General features: G+C 60.0%; 9 protein-coding genes. 5 read left to right on the forward strand and 4 right to left on the reverse strand.

Annotated elements, in window-relative coordinates; genetic code table 11:
- Positions 1-93: 93 nt before the first annotated feature.
- The 4 genes from GRX76_RS18960 to GRX76_RS18975 all read right to left on the reverse strand — a co-directional run bounded on the left by GRX76_RS18960 (position 94) and on the right by GRX76_RS18975 (position 6,026).
- On the reverse strand, positions 94-3,240 hold the full coding sequence (locus GRX76_RS18960; RefSeq protein ID WP_160154717.1) for an efflux RND transporter permease subunit: 3,147 nt from the start codon (positions 3,238-3,240) through the stop codon (positions 94-96).
- A gap of 12 nt (positions 3,241-3,252) precedes the next feature.
- Positions 3,253-4,185 (reverse strand): efflux RND transporter periplasmic adaptor subunit, encoded by a 933-nt coding sequence (locus GRX76_RS18965; protein WP_160154718.1) that lies wholly within the window; start codon positions 4,183-4,185, stop codon positions 3,253-3,255.
- A gap of 13 nt (positions 4,186-4,198) precedes the next feature.
- Positions 4,199-5,521 carry a TolC family protein gene (locus GRX76_RS18970; RefSeq protein ID WP_236250475.1) on the reverse strand — a complete coding sequence of 441 codons (1,323 nt, stop codon included), beginning with the start codon at positions 5,519-5,521 and terminating at the stop codon, positions 4,199-4,201.
- Between the two features lie 67 nt (positions 5,522-5,588).
- Positions 5,589-6,026 carry a hypothetical protein gene (locus tag GRX76_RS18975; protein ID WP_160154719.1) on the reverse strand — a complete coding sequence of 146 codons (438 nt, stop codon included), beginning with the start codon at positions 6,024-6,026 and terminating at the stop codon, positions 5,589-5,591.
- A 266-nt stretch (positions 6,027-6,292) separates the two neighbouring features.
- Between GRX76_RS18975 and GRX76_RS18980 the strand changes: the two genes are divergently transcribed.
- From GRX76_RS18980 to nqrF, 5 genes are all read left to right on the forward strand, one after another.
- Positions 6,293-7,009, forward strand: a complete 717-nt coding sequence (locus tag GRX76_RS18980; RefSeq protein WP_160154720.1) for a 4'-phosphopantetheinyl transferase superfamily protein — start codon at positions 6,293-6,295, stop codon at positions 7,007-7,009.
- 266 nt (positions 7,010-7,275) lie between these two features.
- Positions 7,276-7,689 (forward strand): hypothetical protein, encoded by a 414-nt coding sequence (locus GRX76_RS18985; protein ID WP_160154721.1) that lies wholly within the window; start codon positions 7,276-7,278, stop codon positions 7,687-7,689.
- 186 nt (positions 7,690-7,875) lie between these two features.
- A complete protein-coding gene (locus tag GRX76_RS18990) occupies positions 7,876-10,599 on the forward strand; it encodes a TonB-dependent receptor domain-containing protein (RefSeq protein WP_160154722.1) in 2,724 nt (907 codons plus the stop codon).
- Positions 10,600-10,695: 96 nt separating this feature from the next.
- Positions 10,696-11,427, forward strand: a complete 732-nt coding sequence (locus GRX76_RS18995) for a hypothetical protein (RefSeq protein WP_160154723.1) — start codon at positions 10,696-10,698, stop codon at positions 11,425-11,427.
- Positions 11,424-13,292: an NADH:ubiquinone reductase (Na(+)-transporting) subunit F gene (gene nqrF, locus GRX76_RS19000; protein ID WP_160154724.1), complete on the forward strand. Its 1,869-nt coding sequence runs from the start codon at positions 11,424-11,426 to the stop codon at positions 13,290-13,292. Before GRX76_RS18995 ends, nqrF begins: the two co-directional genes overlap by 4 nt.
- Positions 13,293-13,424: the final 132 nt, after the last annotated feature.

The following is a 13,424-nucleotide window of genomic DNA, read 5'->3' on the forward strand; positions in this document are numbered from 1 at the left end:
GTTTCTCTCAGTTTCTGGTGCGGTGGTATCGGTTCTTTTCTAGTTCTGTGGCGGTGCCGCCATCGGGCAAGTCACCCCGGAAAGGCGAAGATTCTACCCTTCCACAGCCAATGGGGAAAATTCACGAATACGCCCGTGTACCCACTGATACAACACCGGCAATACCACCAAGGTCAGCAACGTAGAGGAAATAATCCCCCCAATCACTACCGTAGCTAGTGGCCGCTGTACCTCAGCGCCAGTGCCCGTATTCAACGCCATGGGTACAAATCCGAGACTCGCCACCAACGCCGTCATCAACACCGGCCGTAGCCGCAACATAGCTCCATCCACAATGGAGGTATACAGCTCACCACTCTCCCGCCAACGCTCGCGGATAAACGACAGCATCACCAGACCGTTCAGTACTGCCACCCCCGAGAGCGCAATAAACCCAACCCCCGCAGATATCGACAGCGGTATATCCCGCAACCACAGGGCTAGAACGCCACCGGTCAGCGCCAGAGGTACCCCGGTAAAAATAATCAACGCATCCCTGAGCGAACCAAAGGCCATCAACAGAAGTAACAGAATCATCAGCAGCGTCAGAGGCACCACGAGTTGCAAGCGCGCGCTGGCCGATTGCAACTGCTCAAATGTGCCGCCGTAGTCCAGCCAGTACCCCGGCGGCAGCGTTACTGAGTCCGGCACCGACTGACGTACCTCATCGACAAATGAACCCAGGTCGCGCCCGCGCACGTTCGCGGAGACCACAATACGACGCTTTCCATTTTCACGACTCACCTGGCCTGGTGCCGAAAGCCACTGAATATCGGCGACCTCCTCCAACGGCACGAATCCACCATTGACGAGCGGCACAGGCAGAGAGGCAAAACGCTCGATATCCCGCCGCTGGTTTTCCGGCAATCGCAACACCAATTCAAAGCGGCGGTCACCATCGTAGATCAAGCCTAACTGCTCACCGCCGATGGCGGTTGCCACCAGATCTTGCAGTGTCTGCACATCCAGCCCGTACTGCGCCAGTGGCACCCGCTTCGGTTTCAGTGACAGAACCGGCAAGTTGTCCACCTGCTCAAGCCGCGCGTCCGCCGCGCCGGGCACCTTGTCGACCACGGCAAGAATCTGTTGCGCGGATCGGTGCAACTGCTCCAGGTCGTCACCAAACAACTTGATCGCGAGGTCGGCGCGCACACCGGAGATCAGCTCGTTGAAACGCATCTGGATTGGCTGGGTAAACTCGTAGTTATTACCCGGTACCTCCGCTGCGACCTGCTGCAGACGCTCTATCAGCGCGTCTTGCGTCACACCGGGGTCGGGCCATTCCACCCGAGGCTTGAGCATCAAAAAAGTATCTGCCACATTGGGCGGCATGGGGTCGGTGGCCACTTCGGCAGTGCCAATTTTGGAGAACACCCGCGCGACTTCCGGCTGTTGCAGCAGTACCGTTTCCAACTGTCTCTGCATGGCAACGGACTGTTCGAGCCCGGTACCCGGCACGCGCAACGCGTGCATGGCGACATCGCCTTCGTTCAATTCCGGCACGAATTCCGAACCCAGCGTTGTCGCAAGCCACGTGCAAAACAGCATCAATACCAGAGCCAAGCCGAGAACCAGCCATCGCATCGCCAGCGCGGCACTGAGCAACGGGCGGTATATTTTTTTCAGCCCACGCACTGCGGCGTTTTCACGCTCGCAGATTTCGCCGCGCAGGAAAATCGCCACCGCCGCGGGCACCAGGGTAAAGCAGAGGACCATGGCCGCCAGCAGTGCCATCACCACGGTTGCCGCCATCGGATGAAACATCTTCCCCTCAACACCGGTAAGGGAAAACAGCGGGATATACACCAGGGTAATAATCAACACACCGAACAGGCTGGGGCGTATGACTTCGTTGGCCGCGGTAAACACCGTATGCAACCGCTGCCGCAGCGGGAGTGCGCCGCCGTGACGCTGGCATTCCTGGGAGAGGCGCCGAACCGCGTTTTCCACAATGATGACCGCACCATCGACAATCAAGCCGAAGTCCAGCGCCCCCAGGCTCATCAGGTTGGCGGATACACCGCTCGCGCGCATGCCACTCAGGGTGGCAAGCATCGCCAGCGGAATCACTGCCGCGGTGATCAGTGCTGCGCGGAAATTACCGAGCATGATGAACAATACCGCGATCACCAGCAGCGCACCTTCCAGCAGGTTTTTCTGCACGGTAGCAATCGCCTTGTCGACGAGCGTCGTGCGGTCGTACACCGCTTCTGCGCGTACACCCGGCGGCAGTGATGCCTGAATGTTTTCCAGCGCCTTCGAAAGCGCCAGAGCAACGGCACGGGAGTTTTCCCCCACCAACATCATCGCAGTACCCAGCACCGCTTCGCGGCCGTTTTCCGTAGCGGCACCGGTGCGCAGTTCCCGGCCGATGGCAACGCTCGCCACATCGCCGATGGTTACGGGCGTAGCCGCGTTCACACCTTCCGGCATCTTGACGACCACGCTTTCGATTTCTGCCAGAGTCCGCAATTGCCCCGGCGAACGCACCAGTATCTGCCGACCACCACGCTCGACAAAGCCCGCACCCCGGTTGCGGTTGTCACGCACCAGGGCGTTGCGCAGGTCGTCCATAGTGACGCCAAAACTCAACAGCTTGCGCGGATCGGGGGTTACATGAAACTGCTTGCGGTAGCCGCCAATGGTGTTGACCTCCGTCACCCCCGGGACCAGAGCTAACTGCGGCTTGATGATCCAATCCTGGATCTCTCTCAGCGCGGTAATGTCGTAGGGTGTTCCATCTGGTTGCCGGGCTGATTCTTCGGCCGTGACGGTATACATAAAAATTTCACCGAGTCCGGTGGCAATGGGCCCCATCTGCGGCGTCAACCCGGGCGGCAAGTCGCCTGCCAGAGAAAGCAGTCGGTTGGCGACAAGGTTGCGCGCAAAATGCAGATCGGTGCCCTCGCGAAACACTACCGTCACCTGCGAAAGTCCGTAGCGGGAAATGCTGCGGGTGTATGCCAAGCCAGGCAGTCCCGCCAGTGCGGTCTCCACCGGAAAGGTCACCCGCTGTTCCGCCTCCAGTGGTGCATAGCCGGGCGCCTCGGTATTGATCTGCACCTGTACATTGGTGATATCCGGCACTGCATCAATGGGCAGCCGTGGATAACTCCACAGTCCCAATGCAACAATCATCAGGGCAAAGCCCAGCATCAAAAACCGGCGTTCGATGGAAAAGCGCAACAGGGATTCAATCATAATTTTTCTCCCTCAATGGCCATGGCCGGCAGCGGATTTTTCCAGCTCTGCCTTCAGCAGGTAGCTGTTTTCCACCGCATACCACTGCCCGGGTTTGAGCCCTGAAAGCACCTCACTGAAGGCGCTGCCGCGCTCCCCGAGTCGCACGATTTTCGCCTCAAAACGACCGGGTCCGGCCTGCACAAACACCACCGTGTTGCCGTCCAGGTCCTGCAGTGCGCGATTATCCACCGCGATGGCCACGTTTTTGCGGGCAAACTGAACATGCCCCTCCACAAAAACCCCGGGTGTCCAGCGGCGATCGGCGTTATTTATCAACACCCGCGCACGTGCAAAAGGAAGCCCTTTTCCCGCGGGCACCACACTGCGCAACTTACCGCTGAAGGACGCCTCCCCGGAGAGAATTTCAACCGACTGCCCGAGTCGCACACTGGCGATACGCGCGGGAAAAACCTGCAACTCCGCCCACAGCTGTGAGTAATCTGCCACTTCAAACAACACCTGATCGCTGACAAATTCTCCCGGGCCTGCATGTTTGGCAATGACCATACCGGCGAAGGGCGCGCGCAACGGGTATTCACGCATACTTTCGTTGGAGTGAATGCTGGCAAGCCGCTGATCTTTTTTGACCTCATCGCCAATATGAACATTCACCTGGGATACCACGCCCGGGTAACGCGCACGGATATGACTCACGGCGGTCGGTTCTGGCAATAGTTGTCCGTAGAGGATCAGTTGCCGGTCTACCTCACCGGCACCAGCGACTTCGGTACTGAAAGTTATGTTTTTCAGCGCCTGAGGCGACAGTTCAATGAAGCGAGCGTCCTCTTCGTGGTGATCGCCGTCATCCGCAAACGCAGAGCAGCCGATGAGCAGCAGCGCGACCAGCAAAAAGGTGCGCGTGTTAAACCGCGGTGGGTTTCCGTAAAGGGTTTTAATAGTCATTGCACTTCCAGAATTATTTTTCCAACAACGGCGCCGGGCTTTCCGGCGAAGTCGACACGAGAGGGGCGGCTGTTAGCTGCTCGATTTCTGCACCCGCCAATAGTGCGGCGGTCGCCTCTTCAATCAGTGCGCGGCGCGCATCCAGTAATTCTTCACGAGCCGACACCCACTCCTGATAGCCATAACGCCCGGCCAGGTAATAGCGCTCGCTCTCCTCCAGTGCGCCACTCAGTGCAGGGATAATTTCCGCCTGTAACCGATGCATGGCGGCGATACTCTGGGCACGACGATTGAAGGCGCGGTATAGCTGGGTATGTAGATTCAGGGACGCCGCTCGCTGGCGAAGGGCAACACCGTCGAGTTGCGCTTGCGCGGACTGAATATCGCCGCGGGCACGTTCACCACTCCACAGTGGAATACTCACGCCCGCGACCAGCGAGCGGCTGTCCGTTTCCCGACTGTCGCGCACCCCCAGAGCCCACCCCAAATCCGCGCGGGCTTCACTGCGGGCCATTCGTAATTGCGCTGCCTGCAGTCGGGATTCACTAACAAAGCGACTCATCAGCGGGTTTTGCTGTGCGCGCGTGAAATACTCCTCGAAATTTCCCGCCGGTCCGGGTCGGTACAGGTAACCGCCGGTCACCGAAAAGCGTGCCGCGGTATCGCCCCACATGGCCGCTAGCGCAACCCTTTCCGCGCTCAATTGCTGTAGACGCCGCTGCTGAGCCAGCTGCGACCTTGCCAGAGCGGCCCGGGCACGCAGCAGCTCCATCTGCGGGGCGGCACCTGCAGCCACGCGGTCTTCCACGCCGGTTACGGCATCCTGTGCGAGACGCACTGAGGCGTCTGCAAGTGCGGCGGCTTCGGTAGCGGAGAGGACACGCACGTAGCGACGCAGCACTTCCCCCAATAAGTCCATCGCCTGCACCTGACGATCAGCATCCAGCAGTAGCCGCTCCGCATTGATTACTTCACCCCGCGCCGCGCGCTTGCCACCCAGCTCCACCACGGAAGAGAGCGCCACCGTCAGCTCGGTATCGTCCATGCCATTGCTGCCGGCAATGTTTTCCAGCTCTGCGTCCAGGCTGAGCGCGGGGCGCAGGCTGGCACTGACGGCACGGCCATCCAGTAGGCGCTGGCGAAAATCGAAGACTGCCAGTGAAGGGTGCTGTGCCATGGTGCGGGCAACCGCTTCATCCAGTGTCAGCAGGGGAGCCGGTACCTGAGGGCCTGTGTTTGCGGCCACCCCGGTCCCGGCGAGCAGTGCACAGGCCAATAGGCACAGGCGCACGCGAACCATTGCGCGCCCACGAATGAGCGCAGCAGATAACGTCATAAGAATTTCCCAAGTTATTAAATCCATGTTCACGGCCGCTCATGCAACCGCGTAACCGTTTAAAAACTCAGGCGATGGGAGGGCGATACAGCGTAGAAATAAAACCGTGCGGCAAACCGGCGTCTGCGGCAGCGAACCACTGGTGTCCAAAGCCGAGCGCGGGAGAATAAAAACTGATAGGCAAACAGAGGGAAATAGAACTGTGACAGTGACAACAGTGATTGCAGTTCTGGGCGATATCAGGATTGTCGTGCTGTGCGGGCTCCAACTGCATCAACTGCGGAAATTCTTCCTGGCTCAGTTGCAGTTCCTGTGACGAATGCCCATTGTGTTGTGGGTGATCCAGGTGAGGAGTGCCATCAGCGGCATCCTGGTGTCCTGCAGGCAGATGCTCCGCAGTTGCTTGCAGCTCACCATGACCGTCATAGCAGGCGAGTGCCGACTGGAATACCAGCAGCATACTCAGCACAAAGCCAATCAGTTTCACGGGACGGAACTTCAACATTGCTAATCTACCGGAGCCCTGCTGTCACACACTCGAGACACGGGTCCCACTTACTTTTCCAGATAGTTGAACTGACCGTGAAATTAGCAAATAGTGCCGCAAACTACAAAAGCTGGCAGAGCAGAAACTGGCGGCATGCGCCGGCAAGGCTTAGCATTACTCAACAACAGCCCTGAAATTCTTTTTACCGCTGGACTCATTACACGTCACTGAGTCCCGACTTGCGCGAGTGGCCCCGTGCAAGCAGTTGCATAAGACGAAACCCTATGACCTTACCTGCCGTTTGGATTCTCAATCGCGACGATATTGCCCCCGACAGTGATGCAGCCAGGGCGATGACCGACCTGCTGTCAGACGAGGAGCGTGCCCGCCAATTGCGCTATGCCGGTGCCGAAGCTCGCCACGGGTTTCTATTGAGCCGCGGATTGCTGCGCAATGTCCTGGGAAGAATCAGTAACTGCGCTCCCGAGTCTCTAGCGTTTGTCGTAAGTGACACCGGCAAGCCGGCACTGGTGTCGGCTCCGGAACTGCACTTCAGCCTCAGTCACAGCGGCCGGTGGATCGCACTGGGGGTTTCCTGCGAATCCGATATCGGTATTGATATCGAGCAGCCACTCAAGCCGCGGGACTTTCTGCGCATTGCCCACCACTACTTCCATCAGGAGGAGTGTGCCCTGCTGGAAGCCTCGCCACCGGAGCTGTTGCCGGTGCACTTCTACCGCTTGTGGACCATGAAGGAGGCCTTCTTCAAGGCCCGCGGTACCGGGATTTCAGAGGGTCTGGGGCGAATAAATCTGGCCGGCTTCCATTTGGGACAGGGTATTGCGCTGGATGCGGCCATCGACGATGCCGGTGCCCCGTGGCAATTCAACTACTCCATGCACCCTCTGCGCGACGGCAACCACCTGCACCTGGCACTAGCCGGGCGCGATCCGGCATTGGGGGAGCTATCGCCGGAAAGTATCCACAGAGGGCTCGGTTAATACGGGGCACACTGGTGACGGAAACGCCTGCCCCATCCGCTTTTTGATCAAAAAACCGGTTTGCGCCCAAATTGATCGCCAGGGTTAGGAGAAACCTTTCACGGATGACCGAGAGTGGTAAAACCTTTCTTACACTTACGGCATTTTCCACGGATTAGACCGAATCCAGTAGTCGGAGGATTGCGCCAGGCCAACTTGTACATACAAGCAAATCGACATATGCTCGGCGCCTATTCAGTTAAAAATAAGTAAAAATCTCTGAGTCGATGCAAACTCCCCTGTACCGCATGCTGTTGCTACTGCTCGCTCTGACCCTCAACGGTCAGGCATTTGCAGCGCCCTGCGGTTCCATCAACGGGGGAAGTGGCGAAGGTAGCGACAGTAACGAAAGTGGCGGCCACCACCAGATGGCCTCGGCGATGCCCAACCACTGCGACGCAAACGCCAATGCCCACCACTGCCATCAGGGTTCGGGCACCACAGTGGACTCAGCGGATAAGACATCCGCACAAAGCTGTGAGCAGGCCTGCAGCTGCTGCCCCGGACACTGTGCCAGCGTCATCACCGTTACCGAGCACGCCAGCCAACTCAGCCCCCTGGCCTCCTACAGCGCCTTCTACTCCAACTCACACGCCTCCCCCCTCCCTGAAGCCCAGTTGCGTCCACCCATTCTTCTCTGACACGGGATCAGTGCGCCCGGCATAAATGTGCCCGGGTCATCCGCAAGAGCGCCAAATTTCCGCGCCACCGCGTACTCCCGTCTGTCGACACTATTTCCATCAGCCTCCGCGACACCTCGAGCCAAATAGTGCATCGCAGCAGCGGACGCGACGATAACGAAAAGTCTCCCAGAGAAGGACAACAACATGAATGCAACAAGCTTCAGACTGACCAGAACCCCGCTGTTTATCGCCCTCGCCACGGTGGCCGCGGGTTTCTCCCCCATGGCTTCTGCCCAGCAAGCGGGCGAAACCGCGCAAAAACAAATTGAAGAAGTAAACGTCACCGGCACCCGCATCAAGCGCGCCGATATTGAAGGCGTGGGCCCGGTCACCGTACTCGATGAAGCCTCCATTGAAGCCAGCGGCTCCAGCTCCCTGGAAGTGCTGCTGCAATCACTGCCGTCCGCAGCGGGCTTCGGCGGCAACCAGACCAACGCCTACTGGACCTCCAACGGTTACGGCACCGCCCAGATCAACCTGCGCGGCCTCGGCACCAACCGCACCCTGGTGATGGTCAACGGCCGCCGCGTGGTAAATGGCGGTACCGGCGCCAACAGTAGCGTTGACCTGTCGATGATCCCGATGTCCCTGGTTTCCAGCATTGAGGTGCTGAAAGACGGCGCCTCGGCCACCTACGGCGCAGACGCCGTGGCCGGCGTGGTCAACCTGATCACCAAGAAAGAATTCGACGGACTGGAAATCGAGGGCAAATACGGCCAGACCGCACTGGGTGACGGCGAGGAAACCGTACTCGACCTGACCTGGGGCGTGTCCGGCGACCGCGGCAACCTGATGGTGAACATGAGCTACCAGGACAACCAGGCCTCACCACTGGACGCCCGCGTCCCCTGTCCCCTGAATGACGACAGCGAGTGCAGCGGTAGCTCCTCCACCATTGGCGGCCGCGCCACCCTGCCCGCGGGCGCAGTGCTGGCCGACGGCACCGTGCTGACCGAAAACACCCGTATCAACTTCAACCAGGATCCGAATGGCGACGGCAATTTCTACGAGCGCTACGACGGGCTGAAGCACGGCTTCAACTACAACCCCTACTTCAATGCGGTGCAGCCGATCGAGCGCTTCAGCTTCACCACCCTCGGCAACTACGAGATCTCGGAATCCGCCACCCTGTTCACCGAGCTGATGTACACCAACCGCCAGTCCGGCCAGCCGGCCTCTCCCGGCAGCCTGGCCGACATCGCCTACAGCGCGGATCATCCCACCAACCCCACCGGTAGCGATTTCGTGCTGGAGCGTCGCCGCCTGCTGGAAAACGGCGCGCGCGATTTCTACCAGGAAGTGGATACCTGGCGCGTGGTCACCGGTATCGAGGGCGATATCAACGACAACTGGGGCTACGACGTGGCGCTGAACTGGGGCCGCAACACGGCCACCGACGGCATCGCCAACAACATCAACATGCAGCGCGTGGGCGAAACCCTGGATACCAGCCTGTGCGGTATGAACGGCATCCCCTGTGGCGACTACCTGGGTTACGGTGATGTCACCGGAGAAGTACTGGACTACATCGTATTCAGTCAGGAAGGCACCGGCGGCAACGAGCAAAAAAGCGTAAGTGCCAACATCAACGGTTCGCTGATGGAATTGCCAGCGGGCACCCTGGGCTTTGCCGCGGGCGTCGAGTGGCGTGAAGACAGCGGCTGGCGCCAGCCGGACTCTCTGGTTCAGGCGGGCTACGCGCTGGGCAACCAGGAAGATCCGATCAGCGGTTCTACCGAATCCCGCGAGGTCTACGCCGAGGTACTGGTACCACTGCTGGCGGACATGCCACTGGTGCAGTCGCTGGATATGGACCTGGCCGTGCGCTACTCCGACTATGACCTGTTCGAGGGCGAGGACACCTACAAGGCCGGCCTCAACTGGCAAGTAAATGACATGCTGAAAGTGCGCGGCACCATGACCACCGCCTTCCGTGTGCCGAATATCCCGGAGCTGTTCGGCGGCGTGTCCGAGGGCAACCTCACCACCACCGATCCCTGTTCCGACTATGCCTCCCTGGATCCGTCCAGCACCCTGTACCAGAACTGTCAGGCAGCCGGTGTACCGCTGAACTACTCCCAGCTCGGTACCACCATCCTCACCGACCGTGGCGGCAACCCCGACCTCACCCCGGAAAGTGCAGAGACCTTCACCCTGGGTGTGGTACTGCAACCACTGGACGGCCTGTCGCTCACCGTGGACTACTTCGATATCGAGATCGATGACGCCATCCGGGAGGTATCCGGTTCCACCAAACTGGCCATGTGTTACGAGTCTGCGGGCCTGAGCCACGCCTTCTGCGCACCGGATCAGCACACCCGCAACCCGGTCAACGGTGACGTGAACTACCTGTCCACACAGAAGTTCAACACCGGTAACGAGGTGATGCAGGGTATCGACTTCGGTGCCCTGTACGACTTCGACATGTTTGGCCTGTCGCACACTGCAGACTTCAAGGCGTCCTACCTGAAGGAATATGAAACCACCGCGTTTGATGGCGACGAGCCGTTCGTGCTCGACGGCTTTATCGGCAGCGGCAACGGCGGCTTCCCGCACTGGCGCGCGAACGCGTCACTGACTACTCGCGGCAACCAGTGGAGCAGCACCTACTCGGTACGCATGATCGGTGAGGGGGATGACTTCAATGCGGACAGTGGTATCGGCTCCAGCATGCCCAACATCTTCTACCACAACGTGCAGTTCAACTACGACATGAACGACGCACTGCGGATGAGTGTGGGTATCGACAACCTGTTCGACCAGGAGGCACCGCGGGTCGCCAGCTGGACCGACGGCAACACCGACACCATGACCTACGACCTGGCCGGCATGCGCAGCTACCTGCGTATGACCTACCGGTTCGACTGAGTCCCCTGAGACATTCACAGCGGCGGGGGGTACACTCCCGCCAGCTGTGCATTTTCTCACCAGCTGTATCCGAGAAAACACCCGAGAATAAAACCAATGCAAACGGCATCCCTTTCCAGAAAGGTCCACAAGTGGCTGTTTCTGTTTGTCGGCGCCCAGGCCCTGTTGTGGACTCTGAGCGGCGTCTACATGGTGGTGATGGACCTGGACTTTATCCACGGCGATCACCTGGTCAAAAACCTGCGCGAGCCGCTGCCGATGGAGCAGGGCACCCTGGCGCCCACCCAGGTATTACTCGAGCGCTATAGCGGGGTGAAATCCATCCAGCTGAAAGCGCTGCAGGCGTCCCCCTACTACGTGATCCAGGCCGCGGACGGCACGCACCTGGTCGACGCCCGCAGCGGCAGCGAAGTCTCGCCCATCGATGGCGATCGCGCCCGCGCACTGGCGGAGCACTACTTTTCCGGCAGCCTGTCGGCGGCATCCGCCGAACTGATTACCGACAATCCGCCCACCGAGCTGCAGTCCCGCGCACTGCCCCTGTGGCGGGTCAATTTTGACGACCGCTACGGCACCAGTCTCTATATCAGCCCGAATACCGGCGCCCTCGTCACCCGCCGCCACAACTATTGGCGCGCGTTCGATTTCTTCTGGATGCTGCACATCATGGATTACGAGGAGCGGGAAAATATCCACAATCCGCTGCTGCTGATCGTCACCCTTGTCAGCCTGACCGGCGTACTCGCCGGCCTGATCCTGCTGTTCTACAGCTTTGCGCGCAGGGAAAAAGCAGCCGGCACCGCGGCCGCGGCGGGAGGTGCACAATGAATTTCATCAAGATCGCGCACAAATGGCTGAGCCTGGTGATCGGCGTGCAACTGGCACTGTGGCTGGCCAGCGGCCTCGCCTTTGCTCTGCTGGATTCCAATATCGTCAGCGGCCGCCATCTGGCCGAGCGCCAGGAGACCGCGCCGCTCTCCGCCGGCACATCGCTGGTACCCCATAGCGAGATTGTCGGCCTTTACCAAAACGCCGGTAGCAGCGTGGTGGATATCCGCCTGCAACCGGGCTTTGACCGCCCGGTGTACCGGGTACAGACCGGTGAAGGGGTCGAGCTGCGCGATGCGCAAAGTGGCAACCCGCTGGTGATCGACGCTGTGCTGGCCATGGCAATCGCCGCGCGTGATTACGCCGGCGACGACAGCCTGATCGGCAGCCCGCGGCGCCTGTCACAGCCAAATATGGAATCCCGCCGTCACGACGGGGCGATGTGGCGTGTCGATATTGCGGACGAAGGCAATACCAGCCTGTATATCTCCGCCGCGGACGGCCGCGTACTCGAGCGCCGCAACGACACCTGGCGGCTGTTCGATATCTTCTGGATGCTGCACATCATGGACTACACCGAGCGCCAGGATTTCAACAATCCGTTCGTGGTGATTTTCGGTATCGGTGCCCTGCTGCTGTCCATTTCCGGCTGTGTGATGCTGTTTTCCAGCTTCTCCCGCCACGACTTCAATCTGGCCGCCAAGTTGCGCCGCAGCAAGGTGGCAGTGACGCTGCTCGATCAGGCAGCCACCCCGGTGCAGGAGCTGGCGTTGCCGAGTGGCGTCAACCTGTTCGATGGCCTTGCCGCCAGTGGTGTGCAACTGCCCTCCAACTGTGGCGGCGGCGGTAGCTGCGGCCTGTGCCAGGTGCAGCTCGACGCCGACGCGCCGATCACCAGCAGCGAGAAAGCCCTGCTGTCCGCGGCGCAACTGGCCGCCGGCCAGCGTCTCGCCTGTCAGCAGCGCGCCGTGGCCGCCACCCGCCTGACACTGGATGACAGTGTGCTGCAGGCCGGTGCCTTCACCGCCGAGGTCCAGGATACCCGCTTCCTGACGCCCTTCATCAAGGAGATCCGGTTGACGCCCCGAGGCCAGCGTCCGTTCGGCTTCCGCGCAGGCGGATTTGTGCAGGTGGAGATTCCTCCGCACCGGCTGCGCCTCGCCGATACACCGCTCGATTCTCAGTACAGCGACGACTGGCAGCCCTGGCTCGGCGCCGCCGGTAGCAACCATGCATCACCACTGCGTCGCTCCTATTCCATGGCGAATGCGCCCCATGAAGCTACCAATGCGAGCGGCGATGATTCCATCCTGTTGAACGTGCGGATACAGCCGCCCCCCGCCGGAAAGGAAGCCCTGCCCGCGGGCGCCGGCTCCAGCTATATGTTCAATCTGCAGCCGGGCGACCAGGTCCAGCTGAGCGGCCCATTCGGCAGCTTCCATGTGCAGGACAGCGAGCGCGAGATCATCCTGATCGGCGGCGGTGCCGGTATGGCGCCACTGCGCTCGATGATTGTCGACCAGTTACGCAATCGCGGCACACAGCGGCCAATGCGTTTCTGGTACGGCGCACGCAATCTGCGCGAGGTGTTTTATACGGAACTGTTCGATGAACTGGCGCAGCAGCACGACAACTTCCAGTGGCAGCTGGGCCTGTCGGACCCGCGTCCGCAAGATGCCTGGGAGGGTGCGACCGGCTTTATCAGCGATATCGCCGCGGACATTTACTTGCGCCAGCATGCGGACATCGGCAATTGCGAATTTTATCTGTGTGGACCGCCCGCCATGCTGCGCGCAAGTATCGCCATGCTGAAGCGACTCGGCGTGCGCGAAGAGCAAATCGCATTTGATGATTTCGGCAATTGAGCGGAAAAACGGCGCGCACCGGAAACCTTTCGGTGCGCGCCGCTGTCCACTTGCCATAGTGACTAGCAACCCCTAACTTCGGGCTTCAATCAAAAACCGGCTGACATGCAAAGATTTATCGCACGGATCATG

It is taken from the genome of Microbulbifer sp. ALW1 (assembly GCF_009903625.1).
Taxonomy (GTDB): Bacteria; Pseudomonadota; Gammaproteobacteria; order Pseudomonadales; family Cellvibrionaceae; genus Microbulbifer.